This is a genomic window from Clostridium sp. UBA6640 (assembly GCF_002455975.1).
In the GTDB taxonomy this organism is placed as follows: Bacteria; Bacillota; Clostridia; order Clostridiales; family Clostridiaceae; genus Clostridium_J.
The window spans coordinates 1-24531 of the sequence record NZ_DKLM01000007.1 but is presented as its reverse complement, the minus strand read 5'-3'; the positions used below and the strand labels follow the sequence as shown (position 1 = coordinate 24531).

Annotated in this window: 21 protein-coding genes, 3 tRNA genes and 1 rRNA gene; 24 read left to right on the top strand and 1 reads right to left on the bottom strand. The window is 29.6% G+C overall.

Annotated features, from left to right (window positions below):
* The first annotated feature begins 277 nt into the window (after nt 1-277).
* From B2W91_RS00940 to disA, 15 genes are all read left to right on the top strand, one after another.
* Nucleotides 278-352, top strand: a tRNA-Asn gene (locus B2W91_RS00940).
* A gap of 305 nt (nt 353-657) precedes the next feature.
* A 5S ribosomal RNA gene (rrf, locus tag B2W91_RS00935) occupies nt 658-775 on the top strand.
* A 35-nt stretch (nt 776-810) separates the two neighbouring features.
* Nucleotides 811-885, top strand: a tRNA-Asn gene (locus tag B2W91_RS00930).
* Nucleotides 886-1211: 326 nt separating this feature from the next.
* Entirely contained in the window at nt 1212-3290 is a 2079-nt protein-coding gene (gene fusA / locus B2W91_RS00925) for an elongation factor G (RefSeq protein WP_291578380.1), read from the top strand.
* Nucleotides 3291-3485: 195 nt separating this feature from the next.
* Nucleotides 3486-3722 carry a hypothetical protein gene (locus B2W91_RS00920; RefSeq protein ID WP_291560867.1) on the top strand — a complete coding sequence of 79 codons (237 nt, stop codon included), beginning with the start codon at nt 3486-3488 and terminating at the stop codon, nt 3720-3722.
* Entirely contained in the window at nt 3685-3885 is a 201-nt protein-coding gene (locus B2W91_RS00915; protein ID WP_291578379.1) for a hypothetical protein, read from the top strand. Before B2W91_RS00920 ends, B2W91_RS00915 begins: the two co-directional genes overlap by 38 nt.
* 292 nt (nt 3886-4177) lie before the next feature.
* Nucleotides 4178-4804, top strand: a complete 627-nt coding sequence (locus B2W91_RS00910) for a histidine phosphatase family protein (RefSeq protein WP_291578378.1) — start codon at nt 4178-4180, stop codon at nt 4802-4804.
* A gap of 726 nt (nt 4805-5530) precedes the next feature.
* A complete protein-coding gene (locus B2W91_RS00905; RefSeq protein WP_291578377.1) occupies nt 5531-7270 on the top strand; it encodes an ABC transporter ATP-binding protein in 1740 nt (579 codons plus the stop codon).
* 234 nt (nt 7271-7504) lie between these two features.
* The gene (locus B2W91_RS00900; RefSeq protein WP_291578376.1) at nt 7505-7729 is read left to right on the top strand and encodes a hypothetical protein; all 225 of its coding nucleotides are present in this window, start codon (nt 7505-7507) and stop codon (nt 7727-7729) included.
* A gap of 453 nt (nt 7730-8182) precedes the next feature.
* Nucleotides 8183-8641, top strand: coding sequence for a CtsR family transcriptional regulator (locus B2W91_RS00895; protein WP_291578375.1), 459 nt, complete (start codon nt 8183-8185; stop codon nt 8639-8641).
* Nucleotides 8642-8666: 25 nt separating this feature from the next.
* Nucleotides 8667-9173, top strand: a complete 507-nt coding sequence (locus tag B2W91_RS00890) for a UvrB/UvrC motif-containing protein (RefSeq protein WP_291578374.1) — start codon at nt 8667-8669, stop codon at nt 9171-9173.
* 20 nt (nt 9174-9193) lie between these two features.
* A complete protein-coding gene (locus B2W91_RS00885) occupies nt 9194-10222 on the top strand; it encodes a protein arginine kinase (protein WP_291578373.1) in 1029 nt (342 codons plus the stop codon).
* Nucleotides 10223-10238: 16 nt separating this feature from the next.
* A complete protein-coding gene (locus tag B2W91_RS00880; RefSeq protein WP_291578372.1) occupies nt 10239-12668 on the top strand; it encodes an ATP-dependent Clp protease ATP-binding subunit in 2430 nt (809 codons plus the stop codon).
* Nucleotides 12669-13228: 560 nt separating this feature from the next.
* On the top strand, nt 13229-14596 hold the full coding sequence (gene radA, locus B2W91_RS00875) for a DNA repair protein RadA (RefSeq protein ID WP_291578371.1): 1368 nt from the start codon (nt 13229-13231) through the stop codon (nt 14594-14596).
* Nucleotides 14597-14691: 95 nt separating this feature from the next.
* A complete protein-coding gene (gene disA, locus B2W91_RS00870) occupies nt 14692-15756 on the top strand; it encodes a DNA integrity scanning diadenylate cyclase DisA (protein ID WP_291578370.1) in 1065 nt (354 codons plus the stop codon).
* A gap of 35 nt (nt 15757-15791) precedes the next feature.
* Here the strand turns inward: disA and B2W91_RS00865 are convergent, their stop codons facing one another.
* A complete protein-coding gene (locus tag B2W91_RS00865; RefSeq protein ID WP_291578369.1) occupies nt 15792-16196 on the bottom strand; it encodes a DUF1573 domain-containing protein in 405 nt (134 codons plus the stop codon).
* Between the two features lie 329 nt (nt 16197-16525).
* Here B2W91_RS00865 and B2W91_RS00860 point away from each other — a divergent pair, with 329 nt between their 5' ends.
* The 9 genes from B2W91_RS00860 to B2W91_RS00820 all read left to right on the top strand — a co-directional run bounded on the left by B2W91_RS00860 (nt 16526) and on the right by B2W91_RS00820 (nt 24455).
* Entirely contained in the window at nt 16526-17623 is a 1098-nt protein-coding gene (locus B2W91_RS00860) for a PIN/TRAM domain-containing protein (protein ID WP_291578368.1), read from the top strand.
* A gap of 8 nt (nt 17624-17631) precedes the next feature.
* On the top strand, nt 17632-18327 hold the full coding sequence (ispD, locus tag B2W91_RS00855) for a 2-C-methyl-D-erythritol 4-phosphate cytidylyltransferase (protein ID WP_291578367.1): 696 nt from the start codon (nt 17632-17634) through the stop codon (nt 18325-18327).
* Nucleotides 18328-18656: 329 nt separating this feature from the next.
* On the top strand, nt 18657-20372 hold the full coding sequence (locus tag B2W91_RS00850; RefSeq protein ID WP_291578366.1) for a proline--tRNA ligase: 1716 nt from the start codon (nt 18657-18659) through the stop codon (nt 20370-20372).
* Nucleotides 20373-20893: 521 nt separating this feature from the next.
* A complete protein-coding gene (locus B2W91_RS00845; RefSeq protein WP_291578365.1) occupies nt 20894-21325 on the top strand; it encodes a Mini-ribonuclease 3 in 432 nt (143 codons plus the stop codon).
* Nucleotides 21309-22115, top strand: a complete 807-nt coding sequence (thyX, locus tag B2W91_RS00840; protein ID WP_291578364.1) for an FAD-dependent thymidylate synthase — start codon at nt 21309-21311, stop codon at nt 22113-22115. The genes B2W91_RS00845 and thyX overlap by 17 nt, the downstream gene beginning before the upstream one ends.
* A 149-nt stretch (nt 22116-22264) precedes the next feature.
* The gene (gene rlmB / locus B2W91_RS00835) at nt 22265-23017 is read left to right on the top strand and encodes a 23S rRNA (guanosine(2251)-2'-O)-methyltransferase RlmB (RefSeq protein ID WP_291578381.1); all 753 of its coding nucleotides are present in this window, start codon (nt 22265-22267) and stop codon (nt 23015-23017) included.
* An 18-nt stretch (nt 23018-23035) separates the two neighbouring features.
* Entirely contained in the window at nt 23036-23545 is a 510-nt protein-coding gene (locus B2W91_RS00830) for an NYN domain-containing protein (protein WP_291578363.1), read from the top strand.
* A 66-nt stretch (nt 23546-23611) separates the two neighbouring features.
* Complete coding sequence (sigH, locus tag B2W91_RS00825; protein ID WP_291578362.1) at nt 23612-24262, top strand: RNA polymerase sporulation sigma factor SigH; 651 nt, start codon at nt 23612-23614, stop codon at nt 24260-24262.
* A gap of 117 nt (nt 24263-24379) precedes the next feature.
* Nucleotides 24380-24455: transfer RNA gene (locus tag B2W91_RS00820), tRNA-Thr, on the top strand.
* Nucleotides 24456-24531 lie beyond the last annotated feature (76 nt).

Below are 24531 nucleotides of genomic sequence, written 5' to 3'. Positions count from 1 at the left end.
TGTGCAATTTTCAGAGAATAATATCTCTAAAAATTAATAGAAGCGAACAGTACAAGGAAGTGAAGGAACGAAGAGCGGAGTTTACTAAAGTAAATGAGCACTGGAGTGACTGAAACTGAAGCAGTAATGTGAAGCTTATATAAATTTTTAAAATTTGATAGAAACGAGTAATATCAGGAAACAAATGAGCGAGGAGCGGAGTTTACTACGGTAAATGAGCACCAGAGCGAATGCAGTTGACGAAGTAGTACGATGTTTATAGCGAATTTTACAATGTTCCGCGATAGCTCAACGGTGGAGCACTCGGCTGTTAACCGATAGGTTGGAGGTTCGAATCCTCTTCGCGGAGCCACATTTAAAAATTAAATAAGTTATAAGTTGATAAAATGGTATGAAGCTTATATGAATTTAAAAAAATTAATAGAAGCGAACAGTACAAGGAAGTGAAGGAGCGAAGAGCGGAGTTTACTAAAGTAAATGAGCACTGGAGTGACTGAAACTGACACAGTAATGTGAAGCTTATATAAATTTTTAAAATTTGATAGAAACGAGTAATACTAGGAAACAAATGAGCGAGGAGCGGAGTTTACTAATGGTAAATGAGCACCGTAGCGACTGAAGTTGACGAAGTAGTACGATGTTTATGGCAAATTTGAATCTGGTGATGATGGTTTTAAGGGTAACACCCCTTTCCATTCCGAACAGGAAGGTTAAGCCTTAAGACGCCGATAGTACTGCATGGGAGACTGTGTGGGAGGGTAGGTTGTTGCCAGGTAGTGCTAAACTAAGTTATGCTTAGTTTAGCAATATTCCGCGATAGCTCAACGGTGGAGCACTCGGCTGTTAACCGATAGGTTGGAGGTTCGAATCCTCTTCGCGGAGCCATTTTATTTTTTTGTATAAATTACAGCTCAAAAGAGCTGTTTTTTTATTTTTAAGAATAAGTAGATGAAATCTTAAATATACTTTTTATGTGACTAATTAATTAATAACATTTTCATTAAAGTTATTAACAATTTGTTGATAACTTTAAACTTAAAGTTGATAATTTTTTAAATTAAATCTAATTAATTTTATATATTTTTCCTCAAAAAATGTAAATATATTTTAAATATTTAGAATATTATAAAAAATTGAAGGGAAAATCACCAAAATATAGAATATATAAATTATATTGGATAATCTGAAAGAGAAAATGGGAGGTATAGCACATGAAAGAGTATAAAATTAATAATCTTAGAAATGTTGGAATTATAGGGCATAGTGGCTCTGGAAAAACAAGTTTAATGGAAGCAATATTATATTATACTGGTGCGACAGATAGGCTCGGCAAGGTTGAAGATGGAACTACAATTAGCGATTATGATGCTGAAGAGAAGAAAAGAAAAGTATCAATATCAACTTCAGTGGCGCTTTGTAAATGGAAAAATGTAAAAATAAATCTAGTAGATACTCCAGGATATTTTGATTTCGTTGGAGAAATGATAGAAGGTCTACATGCAGTAGATATGGCTATGATAGCTGTATGTGGAGTATCAGGTATAGAAGTTGGAACAGAAAAAGCTTGGGACTATGCTGAAAAGCAGAGATTACCTAGGGCCTTTTTTATAAATAAATTAGATAGAGAAAATAGTAATTTTGAAAAAGTTTTAGATCAATTAAAAGATAAATTTGGTATGTCAGTTGTACCTATCCAATACCCTATAGGCTCTGAAAATAACTTTAGAGGCGTTATTAATGTTATTTCAAAAAGAGCAAGATTATTCAATTCTAAGACTAAGAAAATGGAAGATGGTGAAATACCTGCAGAGTTAATAGACAAAGTTGATGAATGTAGACAAATGGTTATGGAAGCTGTTGCAGAAATTGATGAAGTTTTATTAGATAAATACTTTAATGATGGACATTTAAGTGAGGAAGAAATTTATAATGGGCTAATAAAAGGTGCTTCAATGGGAGAAATAGCTCCAATAATGTGTGGTTCTGCACTAGATTGCATAGGTATAGACACATTGCTTGAAGATATAGTAGAGTGTTTTCCATCTCCAATTCATACCACTCTATATATGGCAAAAGATTTAAAGAATAATAGTTATACAAATATTAAAATAGATGAAGAAGAACCATTTTCAGCATTAGTATTTAAAACTATTGCGGATCCTTTTGTAGGTAAGCTTTCGATGTTTAGAGTAATTACAGGAAGTGCTCATTCTGATACTGTTGTTTATAATTCTAATAAAGAAAAGGATGAGAAGGTTGGAACCTTATACTTTTTAAAAGGAAAACAACAATATGCTACTACTGAGGTTAAAGCAGGAGATATAGGAGCTGTTGCTAAACTTAATTATACTAATACAGGAGATACTCTTTGCTCACAAGAAAGGCCTATAATTTTTGATTCTATAGAGTTCCCAATTCCTATGTATTCAAGGGCTATAGCTACTAAGGCTAAAGGTGATGAAGATAAAATATCTAATGGATTGTCAAAGCTACTAGAAGAAGACTCAACATTCTCCATATCCAGAGATGTTGAAAATGCTGAAACCATAGTATCAGGATTAGGTACAACCCATTTAGATGTTATAGTAAGTAAATTAAAATCAAAATTTGGTGTTGATGTTTCACTTGAAATACCTAAAACACCTTATAGAGAGACCATTAAAAAGTTCTCTGATGCACAAGGTAAGCATAAAAAACAATCTGGAGGACATGGTCAATATGGTGATGTTAAGATTAAATTCGAACCTAGAACTGATGGGGAGGAAGAATTAGAATTTGTAGATGCAGTGGTAGGTGGAGTTGTTCCGAGACAGTATATTCCAGCTGTTGAAAAAGGATTAAGAGATTGTATTCAACATGGAGTTTTAGCAGGATATCCCGTTATTAAATTAAGAGCTACTCTTCATGATGGCTCTTTCCATCCAGTAGATTCTTCAGAGATGGCATTTAAGATTGCAGCATCTTTAGCTTTTAAAAAGGGATTGCAAGAAGCTCAACCTATATTACTAGAACCAGTTATGCATATAGAAATTATGATTCCGGATGACTACATGGGAGACGTAATTGCTGATATCAATAAGAAAAGAGGAAGAATTCTTGGAATGGAACCTTTTGAAAAAGGTCAAAAAATTGTAGGAGAAGTTCCACAATCTGAACTTTATAATTATGCTACTGATTTAAGATCATTGACAGGTGCACGAGGAAGCTTCAGAAGTAGATTTGAAAGATATGAAGAAGTTCCTAGTGATATAATTAATAAAATAATTTCAGAAATAAATAAAGATGCTTAATTAAAATACAAGGAGACTATTCTTAAGAGTAGTCTCTTTTACTCGTGTAGAAGTTGAAATGCCATTATAATAATATTTTTTTGAGAGAATATAAATTGTAGATTATAAGCTGAAATTTATAGGTTTATTTCTGCGAATGAATAAATTTATATATTTTGTACAAAATATAGCTAAATAGTATTGAGGGGGATTTATATGTCAGACTACAGAATGGATATAAGAGGAGACATAAACCTTAGTGATTATAGTAGTATCCATGACTATATGGGTATAGTAGGACCAGAAGACAAATTCACTATTGTTTTGCAGTCTGCTAGTGAGGAAGATGCCAAAGTACTATGTAGTATTTTAGAGAGTGATAAATTCACTATAGTTTCAAAAGGAGATATATATGATGGAAAATACTTCATACAAGCGTTTAAGAAAAAATGATCCTATTAATAGTAGACTTATCGAACAAGCCTATGGTTCAGACATTAATCACTGTAAAGGAGAGCCCAATTATCCAATAACAAATGATCTAATTCCAGCGGTAAAAAATTGGGTTCAAGCTGATAAAATAAATCATGAAGAAAGAAAAGGATTTAGACTATGATTTTCGTAGTCTATTTTTCATGGTAAGAAATATAAAACAGCATAATTTATTATTTGATAATTTTATAAAAGAAGTTTGGATAGTACCTAAGAACCTTATGACTTTAGCCCTGAGAGGCTAAGAGTGACAGCATTTTATTCGAAATAGTTTAACTATATAAATTTTTCACTTGATTTTTTCAACTACTACTTGATAAAATCATATTTAGATTCTTAAATAAAATATATTCTTAGGCAATGAGAAAATTTTAGTATAATAGTATTAACTAAACTAAAGTAAAAGAGGTGTGGCGATGACAACATTATATATAACAAGGCATGGAGAAACAGAATGGAATAAACTTGGCAGAATGCAGGGCTGGGGAGACTCTCCTTTAACGGAGCTAGGAATTAAGCAGGCACAATGGTTTAGAGATAGAGTAATAAATTTAGATTTAAATACTATATATACGAGTTCTTCTGAAAGAGCATATAATACAGCGAAAATAATAAGAGGAAATAGAGATATAAAGATAATTAAGGATGATGGTTTAAAAGAATTGAAATTAGGATTATGGCAGGGGTTAGATAAAGAGGGTATAAAAGCTTTAGATGAAGAAAACTGCTACAATTATTGGAATGACCCCATAATGTACAAGCCTACAGAAGGTGGAGAGAGTTTTGATGAACTTAAAGATAGAATATATGAATCTATAATGAAGATTGTTAATAATCATGAAAATGAGAATATATTAGTAGTTAGTCATGGCATGACAATAAAGGCATTCATATGTGCTTTACAGAAAAAGTCTATAGCACATATATGGGATCCACCTTTTATTCAACAAGGAAGCCTAACAGCTATAGAATTTAATGATGATAATAGTTATAAAATTTTAATGGAAAATAACATATCTCATTATAAAGAACTAAATTTATAATATTATTAATAAGGATATTATAAGTTTTAAATGGTAAAAAAGCTTAATGAATTACATTATGTAGTATTTTTAATTTATATATTTTAATAAAATTATGCTTGAGTAAACATTCAGGCATTTTTTTATTAATAAATTTAATATACTGAATCTTTTAAATATGGCAGTCATACTTATGAAGATATGATATAATAATACTTAAGCTTATTTTTCGAATAGATATTAAATATTTTCAAAAAATAGTTAATTGGTATTATAGTAGCTTGCTATAGAGCATAATTAGATTTTCCAGTAGTGCTACTTTTATATGACTTTTTATTTAACGTAAGCATTATTAGAGTTTTAAAAAGATATTTGGGACCTTACACTTATGGGATTTAAAATATACAATTTGATAAGATATAAAGATTTATATTTTAAGAAAGAAGGAATAAGGATTAGAATAAAGGGCATCTAATAGCTAAGATAATTTCAAGTTGTTACTTAGTTACATTGTAGAATATTAGAAGTAAATTTAACTATGTATAAATAATTAGTGTTCTGTATTCTCCCATTATATAAACCATAATGGGGGAGTTTTATTTTTTAGAACTTAAGGCGTATTTAAAAAATAGCAAGCTAGCATATTCACCTATTTTTACTTGTTATTTACTTTCACATGCCTAAAATGCAATTTAATTGCTTTTTATATTAGTTTTTAAGAAATTGAAGTAAAGGGGGATGATGATTATGATTAAAAAATTTATTTCTTACTATGCAGGGCACAAAAAATTATTTATAATAGATATGTTTTGTGCATTTTTAGTAGCAACTTTAGATTTAGCTTTTCCTATGATTACAAAGGAATTGTTAGAAAAGGCTATTCCTAATAGTGATATTAGGATGATAATGAACTTTGTAATTGTGTTAACTGTCCTATATATAATAAAGTTAATTGCTAATTACATAGTTGACTACTGGGGACATGTTATGGGGGTAAGGTTACAATATGATATGAGAAAAGATGTGTTTTCACATCTGCAAACTCTACCATTTAGTTATTTTGATGATAATAAAACGGGACATTTAATGTCTAGAATAATTAATGATTTAATGGAAATATCTGAGCTCGCACATCATGGACCAGAAGACGTATTTATATCAGTAGTAATGATTCTAGGCTCTTTCATACTTCTTTGTAGGATTAACGTTAAGTTAACACTATTAATATTTGCTTGTCTTCCATTTATTATTTGGTTTGCTATGACTAAAAGAATGAAGATGTCAAAAGCCTTTGATGATGTTAGAAAGAAAATAGGCAATGTAAACGCTAAATTGGAAAATAGTATTTCTGGTATTAGAGTTGCAAAATCCTTTACTAATGAAGAATATGAGATGGAAAAATTTGATGAGGGAAATATAGAGTTTAAAACCTCAAGATCAGATGCATATAAATATATGGCTGAATTCATGTCTGGTATGAGATTTATGGTAGATATGTTAAATGTAGTTGTCATTGGATTTGGAGGATATTTTGCTTATAAGAAATATATAACTCCAACAGAGCTTGTAGCATATCTTTTATATATCACATATTTTATGCAACCAATAAGAAGGTTAACTGCTTTTGTCGAGCAATATCAAAGTGGTATGTCAGGCTTTAAAAGATTTTTAGAAATAATGGAAACTGAGCCTGATATAGTGGATAGTCCAAATGCATCAGAGCTTAAAGATGTAAGAGGTGATATAGAGTTTAAAAATGCATGCTTTAAGTATAATGAGGGCACAGAGATTGTATCTAATTTAAATTTAAAGATTGAGAGAGGTAAGACTTTAGCTTTAGTAGGACCATCCGGTGGAGGTAAAACTACAATATGCCATTTAATACCTAGATTTTATGAATTAAGTGGTGGTAGTATAACTGTTGATGGTATGGATATTAAGGATATAACACTAAAATCTTTAAGAAGGAATATAGGTATAGTTCAACAAGATGTATTTTTATTTACAGGAACAATAAAGGAAAATATTCTTTATGGAAGACCAGAGGCTAGTGATGAAGATGTTATAAAAGCAGCTAAAAATGCTAATATACATGATTTTATATCTTCACTTCCAGAAGGATACGATACCTATGTAGGGGAACGAGGAGTAAAGCTTTCAGGTGGACAAAAACAAAGAATATCTATAGCTAGAGTATTCTTAAAAAATCCTCCAATATTAATATTAGATGAAGCCACTTCAGCTCTAGATAATGCTTCGGAGATTATAATTCAAAAATCTCTTGAGGATCTGTCTAAAGGAAGAACAACAATAGTAGTTGCACATAGACTTTCTACTATTAAAAACGCAGATGAAATTGTTGTTTTAACTAATAAAGGTATAGTAGAGCAAGGTAATCATGAAGAGCTTATATTAAATAATGGAATTTACTCAAAGCTTTATAATGCTCAATTTAGAGGCTTCATACCAGATTATATGGAATGTTAAATAATATGAAGTATCTTAAAAAATGACAGAACAAGTATGTTAACTTATTTTCAAACATGCTACACTCAAAGCAGTGCTATGAGTACAACTTAGCTCCTTGTATAAAATATTTGAGGAAAATTGTAATAATTTTATATAAGACAAAAATGTGTAAAAAAAAGGAAATAAACGAAAGCCATAGAATATAATTAACATAAACAATATGGAAATTATTGGAGATGGGAGAGGAATAATATGATAAAAAACAAAAGTAATATATGCGAACTAATAAATGAAATGAGAAATTTTTCTTATGAAAAAGATACTATAATAATTGATGTAGAACTTAAAACAGAAGAAAGTATGCATATAAGATGTTATGATGAAAAATGTATAATAATTAATTATTATGATTATGAAGAGGGTATATCAGCTTTATACAAAGATAGAAAATATATAAATAAGGTACTTTTCCAATAGTGGAAAAGTACCTTATTTATATTAACTAATAAAACATATTAAAAGAAAATATTATGTGAAAATAAATTTAAGATGTAAAATTAATGAGAAAGATGGACATACTTTATAAAGGAATAATTAAATTTGTATAGAATTAGTTATCTTAAATAACAAGTATAGAGAGTAGTATATTTTTGTAGAAATTGTATTGAGATTATTCTTAATAATATTCCTTTAGTAAATTAAAGTAAAAGCAAGTAATATATTTAATAACTTTTCAAGCTATAAGAAAAGATAAGAATTTAAGAGAAAAAATAAGCAAAGTTAATTTATTTTCTACTAATCCATTTTACAAGAATAAATTAATTAATAAAAGATGAAAATATTAGTTGAATAATACCATATAAAGTTATAATATTTAATTAAGGTCAAAGAAAGTCAAAGTAAAGTAAAAGTTTGGAAGAGGTAGTGGTTATGGCAAGATTATCAGACATAATTGAAGATTTTATTAAAGAGATGATAGAAGAAACTCAAAACAACGAAATTGAAATTCAACGTAATGAGTTAGCTAATTACTTTAGTTGTGCACCGTCACAAATAAATTATGTGTTAACTACGAGATTTACAAAAGATAAAGGTTATTATATAGAAAGCAGAAGAGGCGGTGGAGGTTATATACGAATTACTAGAATTGAATACAAATACCATAGTAGCTTACTTGAGGTTATTGATGAAGCTGTAGGAAATAATATAACCTATGATAATAGTGTAAGAATATTAAGAAGTCTTAAGGATTCGGAAATTATTAATGAAAGAGAAGAAACCATTATTAAAACTGCACTTAATGATAGAACATTAAGTTATGCAGGAGATATGAAGAATAGGTTAAGAGCAGATATTTTAAGAGCAGTAATATTTAATATATTAAATTAATGAATTTAAAAGGAGTAGTGATATTATGCTTTGTGAAAAATGTAAAAAAAATGAAGCTAATTTCCATATAACTAAAATAGTAAATGGAGTAAAGGAAGAAGAGCACCTATGTGAAGTCTGTGCCAAAGAAAATAATACTATGAGTATGCTTCAAGATATGGATTTCTCTCCAAGCTTTTCATTTCAAAATATATTAAGTGGATTCATGGACTATATGAATACTACAACTGAAAGTAACCTTCCTAGCGAAGTAATTTGTAAAGAGTGTGGTACAACTTATAGAGGATTTAAAGAAACAGGACTATTAGGTTGTGGTAATTGTTATTCAACATTTAAAACAACTATAATACCAATAGTTAAAAGAGTTCAAGTAAGTACAGAGCATAATGGAAAGATACCAGTAAAATCAGGTGGAGAAATACTTAAGAAAAAAGAACTCATCAGGCTTAAAGAAGAGCTTCAAAAAGCCATTGCTCTTGAAGAATATGAAAAAGCAGCAGAGCTTAGAGATAAAATTAGAGATTTAAGTTAATAAATCTAGGAGGTATGGTTATGGAAAATTGGATTAAAGCTCATAGTGCAAATGACGATATTGTACTAAGCAGTAGAATAAGATTAGCTAGAAATATAAAAGGATATCCTTTCCCTAATAAACTTTCAGAAGATAAGGCAATGGAAATAATTAAAAAGGTTGAATCTGCCTTTTATACTTCATCCTATATAAATGAAAACTTTAAGACTATAAATATGAATAGTATAGATGCAATGGAGATAAACTCTTATTTTGAGAAACATCTTATAAGTGATAATTTAATTACTAATAAAGATATATCTGCCTTTATATTAGATAAAGATGAAATTGTAAGTATTATGGTAAATGAAGAAGATCATTTAAGAATGCAATATATAATAGGAGGATTTAGCTTAAAAAAGGCTTATGAAGAAGTTGATAAGATAGACAATCTTTTAGAGGAAAAATTAGAATTTGTTTTCGACTCTGATTTAGGTTATTTAACAGCATGTCCTACCAATGCAGGTACAGGTCTAAGAGCTTCAGTCATGCTTCATCTTCCTGCATTACACGAGAGTAAAGAGATAGAAAATGTTTTTAATGCCGTAAGCAAAATAGGAATGACTATAAGAGGATTATATGGTGAAGGCTCAAAAGGCTATGGAAATATATTTCAAATATCTAATCAAATAACATTAGGACCTAGTGAAGAGGAAATAATAAATGGATTAAATGCCATGGTTTATCAAATCATTGAAAAAGAAAAGTTAGCTAGGGAAAAACTGAAATCCCAATATAAATATGAATTAGAAGATAAAATAATGAGATCTTTAGGGGTATTAAAGTCAGCGGTTTTATTAAATTCTAAAGAATGTATGGATTTACTATCTAATGTTAGATTTGGAGTAGAAATGGGAATAATAAATAATATGGACAAAACAATATTAAATGAACTTATGGTGGAAACAGGGGTAGCAACGCTTCAGCTTAACGCCAATTCCACTTTAGATAAAAGAGAAAGAGATTTAAATAGAGCTAAAATAGTTAGGAACAAATTACAAAATCTATGATAGAGAGGTGTTTTATATGTTTAATAGATTTACAGAGAGAGCAAGAAATATTCTTATGTATGCCCATGAAGAATCACAAAACTTTAAACATGGTTATGTAGGAACAGAACATGTTATACTTGGAATCTTAAAAGAAGAAGGTAGCATAGCTACGAGTGCCTTAATAAATGCAGGAGTAGATTATAATAAAGTTAAAGAATTAGTGGATAAATATATAGGTGTTGGAGATATAGAAATGCCTAAAAATGAAATTGCACTAACACCTAGAACCAAAAGATTATTTGAACTAAGCTTAATAGAAGCAAGAGGCTTAAATCAAAATTATATATCACCTGAGCATATATTGTTAGCATTAATTAGGGAACCAGAAGGAGTTGCCTATACAATATTAGGGAATTTAGGAGTAGATTTTTCAAAGCTAAGAAATGAAATTATAAATAATATTGCAGGAGATGAAACTCAGCAAAGTGGTAGTCCTAAAAAAGGAAGAACTAGCACTCCTACATTGGAGAAGTATGGAAAAGATTTAACTGAACTTGCAAAAGAAGGTAAATTAGACCCCATTATAGGAAGAGATAAAGAAACAGAAAGGGTCTTGGAAATATTATGTAGAAGAATGAAGAATAATCCTTGCTTAATAGGAGATCCTGGAGTAGGTAAAACAGCCATAGCAGAAGGATTAGCACAGAAAATTGCATCAGGTAACATTCCAGAGCTGTTAAAAGACAAAAGAGTTGTAACTCTAGACCTATCTTCTATGGTAGCAGGTTCAAAATATAGAGGTGAATTTGAAGAAAGACTTAAAACTGTAATGGATGAAATCTCAAAAGCTGGAGATGTAATTTTATTTATTGATGAAATTCACACTATAGTTGGTGCTGGTGGTGCAGAAGGTGCGATTGATGCTTCAAACATATTAAAACCTGCACTTGGTAGAGGTGAAATACAATGTATAGGTGCAACAACTCTAGATGAATATAGAAAATATATAGAGAAAGATGCTGCTTTAGAAAGAAGATTTCAACCTGTTACAGTAGAAGAACCTACTAAAGAGGAAGCAGTAGAAATATTAAAAGGACTAAGAGATAAATACGAAGCACATCACAGAGTGAAAATTACTGATGATGCTATATTAGCAGCAGTAAATCTTTCAGATAGATATATAACTGATAGATATTTACCAGATAAAGCTATAGATCTGATTGATGAAGCTGGCTCAAAAGTAAGAATTCAAAATTTAACAGCGCCAAAGGATTTAAAAGAATTAGAAAATGATCTTGAAGTAGTTATAAAAGAAAAGGCTGATGCAATAACAATGCAGGATTTTGAAAAGGCAGCGGCTTTAAGGGATAAGGAAAAGGAATTAAAGGATAAATTGGAAGCTTCTAAAAAGAACTGGGTATCTCAAAATAATGGGGCAGATGCAGTAGTAGATGAAAAGCATATTGCAAATGTAATCTCTAAATGGACCAATATACCAATAGAAAAGCTTACTGAAAGTGAAGCTGAAAGGTTATTAAAGCTTGAGGAGATACTTCATAAAAGGGTTATAGGCCAAGAAGAAGCAGTGGAATCTATTGCGAGAGCAGTCAGAAGAGCAAGAGTAGGACTAAAAGATCCAAAGAGACCAATAGGCTCATTTATATTCTTAGGACCAACAGGAGTAGGTAAGACAGAGCTTTCAAAAGCATTAGCAGAAGCTATGTTTGGTGATGAAAATAGTATAATTAGGGTAGATATGTCTGAGTATATGGAAAGACATACAGTATCTAAGCTTATAGGAGCGCCTCCAGGATACGTAGGTTTTGATGATGGAGGCCAATTAACAGAAAGAATTAGAAGACATCCTTATTCAGTAGTATTATTTGATGAGATAGAAAAGGCTCATCCTGATGTGTTTAATATATTACTCCAAATATTAGAAGATGGAAGACTTACGGATGGAAAAGGAAAAACTGTGGATTTTAAAAATACAATTGTAATAATGACTTCCAATGCAGGTGCTTCAGCTATTAAAAAACAAAAAACTATAGGTTTTTCACAAGGCGCTAATGAAGTAAATAATGAACATGAGAAAATGAAAGAAAATATAATGGAAGAATTAAAACGTAGTTTTAGGCCAGAATTTTTAAATAGAATAGATGACATTATAGTATTCCATTCTTTAGCAGAAGAGGATCTTTTAGAAATAGTGGGATTAATGTTAAATTCTGTTTCTGAAAGATTAAAAGAGAAGGAAATAAATATTAAGTTTGATGAAGAATCTAAGAAATATCTTGCAAAAGAAGGGTTTGATCTAACCTATGGTGCAAGGCCACTTAGAAGAGCTATAACTAAAACTGTAGAAGATAAACTATCAGAAGAAATATTAAGAGGTAATGTAAAACAAGGAGATAGTTTAATAGTAACCGTAGAAGAAAAAGAATTAAAATTTGATAAGCAGTAATATCTATAGGGATACAATGTGGAAACTTAATATATACTCTGGAAAATAAATTTTCTATAAAAGCAGTTTTATCCCTTAAAAATTAAGGATTANNTGAAGTTTTAACCATAATTCTTCATCTTTCACTCTTAATTTTTCATTCATAGAAAAGATTTTTTGTTATGGAAATTAAAATCATGCATAAGTTAAATTTTCATTAAGGAACCCTATAAAACCCTATGTTTAAAAAGCATAGGGTTTTAGAAAATTGGAATTATTGAATTCACAATTTTGGGTATTTCTCAGCTTTACTGAGAAATTTAGAATTGATTTATTTTTAAAGTGATATAGTCACTTTTATTAAAAAAAGACATCTTAAGAAATCAGTTTGGCTAAAACTAATCTCTTTATTAATTGTGCATTGTGAATTGAAAAAAATTTGTATAATATATAAAAAATAAGTTAAAATCTTATATAAGGCATTTTAGAATAAAATAGCTAGTATATGATAGCTATTTTATTTTAAAGAGTTAATAAAGGGTTAATAAAAGATTTATATAATATTTTTGGAGGGCAAATTAATGGCTAAGGTTAAAAATATATATGTTTGTAATCAATGCGGATACGAGTCACCTAAATGGATAGGAAAGTGCCCTAGCTGTAATAACTGGAACACCATGTCAGAAGAGGTTAAGCTCCCGTCGCAACCACAAGTATTTAATAGAGCAGTTACTATAAGCGGTAATAATAAACCTCAGAATATAAAGGATATTAAGTCTAGCCAATATGAAAGATATAATACTGGGATTACTGAGCTTAATAGGGTATTAGGCGGAGGCTTAGTTAAAGGATCCTTAACATTAATATCTGGTGATCCGGGAATAGGAAAATCTACAATATTACTTCAAAGTGCTAAAAATATTTCTGATAAATATGGAAAAGTGCTTTATGTATCAGGGGAAGAGTCAGAAGAACAAATAAAGATGAGGGCCGAAAGATTAAATTCTATAAGTGATAATTTATATATTGTATCTGAAACTAATATTACAACTATAGAAAATCATGTTTTAGAATTAGAGCCTGTATTTGTAATAATTGATTCCATACAAACCTTATATAAAAGTGAAATAAGTTCTGCACCAGGTAGTGTTTCACAGGTTAGAGAGTGTACCAATGAACTTATGAGGATAGGTAAAACTAAGGGAATACCCCTATTCATCGTTGCTCATGTTACAAAACAGGGAGAACTTGCAGGTCCTAGGGTTTTAGAACATATGGTAGATACAGTTTTATACTTTGAAGGGGAAAGAACTCAAGAGTTTAGAATACTAAGAACTATAAAAAATCGTTTTGGAACAACTAGTGAAATTGGTGTTTTTGAAATGAGGCAAAGTGGACTAGAGGAAATTTTAGATGCTTCCAGCGTATTTTTACAGGAGACTTCTTTTGAGCAAGAAGGGTCAGTAGTAATAGGGACTATTGAAGGAACAAGACCATTACTTGTAGAAATACAAGCATTAGTAAGTGAAACTAAGGCTGTTATGCCTAGAAGAACTGCAGTAGGAGTAGATAACTCAAGAATGAGTCTTATATTAGCAGTTCTAGAGAAAAAATTAAGGATTCCTTTTTATAGTAGTGATGTTTATATAAATGTGGTAGGAGGATTAAATATAGAAGGGACCTTTGGAGATTTAGGTCTTGCAGTAGCTCTTATGTCTAGTGCTAAAGGTAAAGAAGTTAAACTTGAAAGACCATTATTTATAGGAGAAGTAGGTTTAACGGGAGAGGTTCGGCCTATATCACATATAGATAAAATAGTAAATGAAGGCATAAAAATGGGATTCAAAAACATAATTATGCCTCTGAGGAATAAGGAAAAAATAGAAAATAAAAAAATAAATATAATAGGAATATCAAATATTAGAGAAGTAATTAATAAGGTTTTTTAATATGGACATCTAAAGTATAATAAATATAAAAAATATATGGGAAAGGAAGTGAATACCGTTATTATTTCTTTAAAGTAGTTCATATAACGGAGAAAATGAAGGAAGAAAAACAGAAGGAATTGATTGATATACTTAAAATATTGTCACCAGGTACGCTACTTAGAGAAGGTTTAGATAATATCTTATATGCTAAAACTGGTGGTCTTATAGTATTAAGTGATAGTGATGAGATTCTAAGTCTAATTGATGGTGGTTTTAGTATTTATTCAGAGTATACTCCAGCTTATATATACGAACTTGCTAAGATGGATGGTGCTATTATTATTAGTAGTGACTTAAAAAAGATATTATATGCTAACACTCAGCTTATACCTAATTCATCGATACCTACATTTGAAACAGGTACTAGACATAGAACAGCTCAAAGAATTGCAAAGCAAACAGGTTTAACGGTGGTGGCTATTTCGCAAAGAAGAAATCTAATAACTGTTTATAAAGATGATATTAAGTATATAGTAAGAGATAGTGGTGAAGTTTTAGCTAAGGCTAATCAAGCATTAAATACCCTGGAAAAATATGTTTCTGTCTTTGAGAAAGTTATTAATAATTTAAATAGATTAGAGCTTCATGATTCTGTGAGCTTACTAGATGTATCTACTGCCATTCAAAGAGCAGAAATGATTATGAGAATTGTATATGAGATTGAAATATATATATGTGAATTAGGTAATGAGGGTAGATTAATAGAAATGCAGCTTAAAGAATTAATTAAAAATATTGAAAAGGATGGAATGGATTTAATTAGAGATTATTCTAAAGAAGAAACTAATATAAACACTATTTGTAAAAATATACAAAAATTATCCAAAGATGAATTATTAGATTTAGATAATATATCTAAATTACTAGGATATCCTTCTAAGTCATTATCAGATACTTTAGTATTTACAAAAGGATATAGAATTTTAAATAAGATTTATAGAGTACCTACTTCTGTCATAGAAAATTTGATTAATCATTTTAAGCAATTAAGATTTATTGAAAAAGCATCTTTTGAAGAACTTTATGCTGTGGAGGGCATAGGAGAAGCTAGAGCAAAGGTTATAAGAAATGGAATTGAAAAATTGAAAGAACAATATTCATTTCATAAAGAAATATAGCACAAAATCTTAAATGTTTTGTGCTATGCAATGTACTATTTTAATGTGTATTTTCCTAAAGCGTTAATATTTTTATATTCTTTTAAAAATATATCGTAAAGATTTAAATCAAGAGAATTACAAATTGAAGCTACATAGAAGAAATGATTTCCAAGCTCCTTTTCCAATATTTCTCGACAAGAGTTACAAATATTACCTTTAAGGTGGGTATCAAAACAATCATCTAAATCCTCTAAATCTAAATTATCTATATTATGAGGAATTTGCTGTTTTTCAGCTTCCACTTTTAAACAACCGCAACTAGTTACAGATTTTATTAAAGCTCTATTAACTCTAGCCTCAGACTCTTGAAGCTTTGACATAATATCTAATATACTTTTATGTCTTAATAAACATTCATCAACAGAATTTTGAAATTCATCGAAAATAAGATCCTTCATTACTTTCAACTCCTTATAAAAATTTTAAAGTACATGTTTAAATTAAATAGCATTTATTGATATAATATATAAGATTAATTCTTACTTCCAAATCTAACTTATGTTTATATAATATATCATTGTCGTAACAAATAATAGGGGGATAATTATAATATTATTTTGAACTATGTAACATAAAGATTAGAATATCATAAGAATTAAAGGTTTTCAATTAATATTTTATTAAGAATATGATAACTTATTGAAATAAATTTATTCATAATATATATTATTATAAATAGGATAGTATTTTAATAATTTGTCAATAATCGAATAGGGAGGTGAATCTCTTGTTGAAAAATATATTAAGAGCTCTTATTACTATTGCAGGAGGAAGCTTAGGATATATAATAGGAACTTGGATTAGTCGAACAGAATTTATAGTAGGTCTTGGCATACTTAAAGACTCGCCATTAAAAGGAATTTTATTTATTATATTTTGTGTTTTAGCATTCTTAGTTTTATTTTATTTATTATCCTCATATGTTACTAAGCTTATAATGAGAGCTATAGATTACACAGAGAAGAGTTTACAAAAAGTACCTACAGCAGACATGTTATTAGGAGCAATTGGAGCGGTTTTAGGATTAATAGTATCCGTACTGCTTTCAAGTTTGATTAAAAGTACATCAATGATTTACACAATTATATCAATTATAGTAACTTTAATAATTGTGGTAGTGTCGGCAGATGTAGCAGTTAGAAAAAAAGAAGATATTTTATCACTACTTTCCAATTTAAAAAGAATATCACCCAATAAAGAGGCTAAACATAAAAACATACCAAAAGGAAGTGCAAAGATATTAGATACTTCTGTTATTATTGATGGAAGAATATTTGATCTTTGCCAAACAGGGTTCATTGAAGGAGTACTCGTAATACCTAACTTTGTTTTAAATGAGTTAAGACATATAGCTGATTCAGGAGATGGACTTAAAAGAAATAGGGGAAGAAGAGGACTTGATATACTAAATAAAATACAAAAGGAATTAAACATAAAAGTTGAAATATGGGAAGGCGATTTTCCAGAGATACCAGAGGTTGATATTAAGTTATTAAAACTTGCACAACTTTTAAACGGTAAGGTTATAACTAATGATTACAACCTTAATAAAGTGGCGGAATTCCAAGGAGTTTCTGTATTAAACATTAATGAACTTGCTAATGCAATAAAACCTGTAGTTCTTCCAGGAGAAGAAATGAAGATTCAAATTGTTAAAGATGGTAAGGAGTCAGGTCAAGGTCTTGCATACCTTGATGATGGTACAATGATAGTTGTTGAAGAAGGTAGGAGCTATATAGGAGAAACTATATTAGTGGTTGTAACATCAGTGCTTCAAACTGCTGCAGGTAGAATGATTTTTGCTAAAGCTAAAGAAATGCTTTAGGAGGATATATGAGTAAAAATGTAGCTATGATATTGGCAGCAGGAAAAGGAAAAAGAATGGGAGCAAATAAAAATAAGCAGTTTCTTGAAATAAAAGAAAAGCCTATTTTATATTATACTCTGAAAGCTTTTTCAAATTGTAATCTAATTGATGAAATTATTTTAGTAGCTGCCAAAGATGAAATAGAGTATTGTAGAAAAGAAATTGTGGAAAGATACAGATTCGAGAAAGTTACTTCCATAGTTTCTGGAGGAAAAGAAAGGCAACATTCTGTATTAAATGGACTATTAGCTATAGAAAATTGTAATATAGTAATAATTCATGATGGTGCAAGACCTTTTGTCGATAATAATATTATAAATACTGGCATTATGTATGCAGAAAAATATGGTGCTGTTGCATGTGGAGTTAAACCTAAAGATACAATTAAAGTTAAAAATGAATGTGGTTTTTCTATAAACACTCCAGATAGGGAGAGCCTTTTTGCAGTCCAAACCCCTCAAAGCTTTAAATATGATATCATCTTGAATTGTCATAAGAAAGTAAATAAAGACAATATATCAGTTACAGATGATACCATGGTGGTAGAACAATACGGATATAAGGTTTATTTATATGAAGGGAACTATAATAATATAAAAATTACTACTACAGAGGATTTAGTTATAGGAGAAAAAATTCTGGAAAGTCTAATAATACCATAAATATATTTATATCCTCTTGACAGTATAAATTTAAAATTGTATAGTATTTTCTTGTAAATATAATTTAATATTTAGGTTGCGATGAGGAAGACTAGTAGAAATTAATATACAGAGAGAAAATCCATGGCTGAAAGATTTTTAACGATTTTGAACCTACTTCTGAGCAGTAGTAAAACTACCGGTAAATATACCGTTATCAAAAGAGAGTACAAATTTAGGTGGTACCGCGATATTAACTCGCCCTAAAACTAGGGTGAGTTTTTTTATGTCTAAAATTATTTTAAAACTTTTATGATAATAAATATGTTGATATTAAGGAGTGATTTACGATGAGATTATCAAATATGTTTTTAGGAACATTAAGAGAAGTTCCAGCAGAAGCAGAAATTTTAAGTCATCAGTTAATGCTTAGAGCTGGAATGATAAGAAAACTGGCGTCAGGTGTGTACAATTATATGCCTATAGGACTTAAAGTTTTAAAGAATGTAGAAAATATAGTAAGAGAAGAAATGGATAAAGCTGGTGCACAGGAATTTTTAGCTTCAGCATTACTTCCTTCTGAACTTTGGAAAGAATCAGGCAGATGGGATGTTTTTGGACCCGAAATGTTCAAACTAAAAGATAGAAATGAAAGAGAATTCTGCCTAGGACCAACACATGAAGAGGTATTTACTGAGTTTGCAAGAAATGAAATAAGATCTTATAAACAATTGCCTTTAAATCTATATCAAATTCAGACTAAATATAGGGATGAAAGAAGACCAAGATTTGGAGTTATGAGATCTAGAGAGTTTATAATGAAAGATGCATACTCTTTTGATAAAGATAATGAAGGATTAGATGTAGCTTATGAAAAAATGTATCATGCTTATCATGAGATATTTACAAGATGTGGATTAGATTTTAGTCCTGTGGAAGCGGACTCTGGTGCTATGGGAGGTTCAGGTTCTGCTGAGTTTATGGTTAAATCTGAGGTTGGAGAAGATGAGATAGTTTTTTGTAATTGCTGTAAGTATGGTGCTAACATGGAAAAAGCATCAGCTGTAGCTGAAATACAAGAAAAAGAAGAATTAAATGAGATTGAAAAGATTTATACACCACACTCAAAAACTATAGACGAGCTAGTAGAGTTTTTAAATATAGAAAAGAAAAAATTAGCTAAAACTATAATTTATAAAGTTGATGATAAAGTGGTTGCTGTTATGGTAAGAGGAGATAGAGAGATTAATGACACAAAAGTTATAAATGCTCTAGGTGGTGCATTGGAATTTTCATTAGCTGATAGTGAAACTGTTAATAAGTCAACAAATGCTAAAGTTGGATTTGCTGGACCTATTGGAATAAATGTTGATATGCTATTTGTGGATGAAGAAGTTAGTAAAATGTACAATTTTGTAGTTGGTGCTAATGAAACAGAATATCATATTAAAAATGTTAATTATGGAAGAGATTTTGAAGGTGTAGTAGGAGACTTTAGAAAAGTTACTAATGAGGATAAATGTCGAAAATGTGGTGGAGATATTACCATTGCTAGAGGAGTTGAGGTAGGACATATATTTAAGTTAGGAACTAAATATTCAGATGCTATGGGCGCTAATTTTATAGATGAAGAAGGTAAAAATAAGCCATTGATTATGGGATGCTATGGTATAGGTATAAATAGAACAATGGCAGCTATTATAGAGCAATATCATGATGAAAATGGTATAGCATGGCCATTAGAAATTGCTCCATACCATGTAGTTGTTGTTCCAGCAGTAATGAAGGATTCAGCACAAGTTGAAACAGCTGAAAAATTATACAATGAATTAAAATCTTTAGGAATTAATGTTCTTTTAGATGATAGAAACGAAAGAGTAGGAGTTAAGTTTAAGGATTCCGAACTTATAGGAATACCTATGAGAGTAACTGTAGGTAAAAAGATATCAGAAGGGCTTGTAGAATTTAAACTTAGAGCTAAAGAAGATCTTGAATTAATCGGGTTAGAAAATGTTGTTGAAAGAGTTAAGAAGGAATTTGAATATAATAATCTTGCTATAAAATAATATAGATATACTTATAATTTTCTATAGATACTTATTTATTATTATCTATAGAAAATTATTTTTTTATTAACAGAAAATAACTATGCCTTAGCAATAAAAGGATACGCATTTGAACAAATATATAAATAATTTTTTAATTTTAATTTATGCATTTTAAGAGAAATGGCTAGGTGGTATTTTAAAAATCTTTAATTAATTATTTTATTTAACGTATTCGTAATAAAAAAATGTATTTGATATATAATTGTTTACAACAGTTTTAAAAAATTCTAAAATTGTTGCAAGCATTTTTTTATTTAAAAAAAATTTCAATGTATCTTGTAGTTAAGAAGAAATATTTAAATATTACAATGAAACGAAGATTATACAAAGTTTTTAATAACTGATATTAAATTTATGTATTTATAATCTACTGGCTAAATTTCGTCATGATTTTTGAAAATATTCATTTATTACCTGTTATTATTTTAAATATCTGTGTATAATTAAAACTGAATAACTATAAGGTTAAGGAGAAAAACATGAACTTTCAATTACTAAAGGGAAAATTTACTCTAGAAGAGATAAAACAACTTAATCCACTAGTGTTGGCTTTGATAGGAGATGCTGTGTATGAGGTATTTATAAGAACCTATTTAGTGGAAAAAAATAGAGGACTTAATGTACATAAGGTTCATGTAAAAGCTGTATCTTATGTAAAAGCAAAAGCACAAAGTGAATATATGAAGATTATAATAGATGATTTAGACGATGATGAAATGGCTATTTTCAAAAGAGGAAGAAATTCTAAATCTCATACACCTAAAAATTCAGATGTAGCTGATTATAAATGGGCTACTGGTTTTGAAGCAGTTATAGGATATCTATATTTATGTGAAAAGGAAGAAAAACTTAATTATATATTAAGTAAAATAGTAAAATATGAGGAGGGTAAAAATGACTTTGAAAGTTAAATTAATTGAGCATACACCAAATCCAGAAAAGGTTATTGCGTCAGCAGCAAAGCTTTGTTATAGCTCTGTAGGTGTAGACGAAATATTAGAAGGATTAGATAAAGAAAAAACAGAAAACTTTTTAAGTATGCTTATGAATTATGGTCACTATTCTCCTATTGAGCATGTTAGTTTTACCTTTGCTATTGAAGGAGTGTCTAGAAGTTTAACTCATCAATTAGTACGCCATAGAGTTGCTTCATACTCACAACAAAGTCAAAGATATGTAAAATTGGATGCTTTTGAGTACATAATGCCACCATCAATAGAAAATAATTCTAAAGCTAAAGAAATATTTATAGAAGCTATGAAAAAGGACCAAGAGTATTACGATGAAATCGTAGAAATATTATTTGACCAAATTTATAATGAAAGCTTAGATAAATATATAAGGGAGAAGTCTTTAAATTCAGCATCAGAAGTTGAAGAGCGTATATTAAGAAAGCTGAAATCACAAGCGCAAAAAAAGGCTATTGAAGATGCTAGATATGTATTTCCAAATGCTTGTGAAACTAAAATTATTGTTACTATGAATGCAAGAGAACTTATGCATTTTTTTGCGCATAGATGCTGCAATAGAGCTCAATGGGAAATTAGAGACATGGCAGATGCAATGTTAAAAGAAGCAAAAAAAGTAGCTCCTATTTTATTTAAAAATGGAGGACCAAATTGTGTAAAGGAATCCTGTCCAGAAGGTACTATGACCTGCGGAGAAATTGTGGCAGTAAGGAAAAAATATTCTAATTTATAAACAGCTACATAAATTAAAACTATACTTTTGGATATAATTAAAGATAGCTTAAATTTAAATAGGTTTATGAAAGAGGTTGGACTATGAAAGAAAATAAAAAAAATAACAGTAGAGATAGAGTTAAAAAAGAATACAACAATAAAACTAATATGGGAAATGAAGAAATAATAAGAGAAGATATTATTGAAGGAAGAAATTCAGTAATTGAAGCTTTGAAATCTGATAGAACTATAGAACAGATATTAGTTGCTAAAGGCGATACTAAAGGTTCTATTAATGTGGTTTTAGCTTTGGCAAAGGAAAAAGGTATAGTTGTTAAAACTGTAGATCGTGCAAAACTTGATTCTATGTCTTTAACAGGAGCTCATCAGGGTGTAATAGCTAAAGTTACTGCTTATAAATATTATAATATAAAAGAAATTATTGATTATGCAAATTCAAAAAATGAAAAGCCTTTTTTGATTATACTGGATGAAATTGAAGACCCTCATAACTTTGGTTCAATTATAAGAACGGCAGAAGTTTGTGGAGCTCATGGAATTATAATTCCTAAAAGAAAAAATGTAGGGGTCACTCCTATTGTTTATAAAACTTCTGCAGGTGCTACAGAACATATGAGAATAGCTAAAGTTACGAATATTAACAGCGCTATAGATGAGTTAAAAGAATTAGGATTATGGATATATGGTGCTGATATGCATGGCGAGAATTGTTATGATGTGGACTTAAAGGGTGCAGTAGCGTTAGTTATAGGAAGTGAGGGAAAAGGTATATCAAAACTAACTAAAGAAAAATGTGATGTGCTAATGAAAATTCCTATGGTTGGTCAAATAACTTCGCTTAATGCGTCTGTAGCTGGCGGAATACTAATGTATGAGGTGTTGAAGCAAAAGTTGAAATAGACTTTTGCTAATATAATCTTGAGAAAAATATTTGTAGATGGCTACAATGTTATAAATAGTTGGCCAGAACTTAGAGTGATAAAGGATTATAGTTATGAATCCGCAAGGACAAAATTAATAGATATTATGATTAACTATTCTTCCTTTAAAGGATATAACATTATAATAGTTTTCGATGCTCATATGGTAAAAGGTAGTCTTCAAAAGAAAGAGAGGATTGGAAATATCACAGTAGTTTTTACGAAAGAGGGAGAAACAGCAGATTTATATATTGAAAAGACTGTGAACAATATAGGTAGAGCATCAGAGGTTTATGTAGTTACTTCTGATGCTATTGAACAACAAGTTACTTTTCAAAGGGGAGCCAATAGAATATCTTCGCTAGAGTTTTATCATACCGTTATGGAAGCCAATAAAAAGATTTCTAAAAAATATGAAAAAACTTATTCGCAGGATAGAAACTTATTTGAGGATATGATTGATAGTGAAATAGCTGAAAAGCTGGAAAAAATAAGGCGAAGCAAGTAATATAGCTTGACGCTTTAAAATAATAATGTATAATTTTAGTTAAGTCCAATATTCATTTTGGAGGGGATGCTTTTGGAGAAAAGGGTTGACAATGAGGATTTAAATTCCCAGTTTATGAACAAAACTGATGAGGAAGTTGTTGTTGAAGCTAGAAATGGGGACAATCGTGCTTTAGAATATTTGCTATGTAAATATCAAAATTTTGTAAAAGCTAAAGCTAAATCATATTTTTTAATTGGTGCAGATAAAGAAGATATATACCAAGAAGGTATGATTGGGTTATTTAAAGCTATTAGAGATTTTAGAACAGATAAGTTAGCATCCTTTAAGGCTTTTGCGGAACTTTGTGTTACAAGGCAAATAATAACGGCGGTTAAAACTGCCACACGTCAAAAACATATTCCACTAAATACATATGTATCACTAAACAAACCTATATATGATGAAGAATCAGATAGAACACTTCTAGACATAATATCAGGGGTTAAGGTATCTGATCCAGAAGAATTAGTAATAAGTAGAGAAGAGGTAGAAAGTATTGAAAATGAGATAGGTGAAGTGCTATCAGATCTAGAGATGGAAGTGCTCATGTCTTATTTAGATGGTAAATCTTATCAAGAAATTGCTTGTGACTTAGACAGACATGCTAAGTCTATTGATAACGCTCTACAAAGAGTTAAAAGAAAATTGGAAAAATGCTTAGATAAAAGAAAGTAATAGCGTTGACATAAAAGGATATATATAGTATAATGAGTAACTGATATATAGTATTTAAGTATATATTTAACATTTGTTATGATGCGATTTTTTTATAAATCTACATCATATTTTAATGCCCATATAGCTCAGTAGGTAGAGCGTCACCTTGGTAAGGTGGAGGTCACCGGTTCAATCCCGGTTATGGGCTCCAAACTTGCTTAAGGAAATGCAACACACCAGGGTGAGTTTATAGGAGTAAATTAATTAATTATTTATTCATAATAATT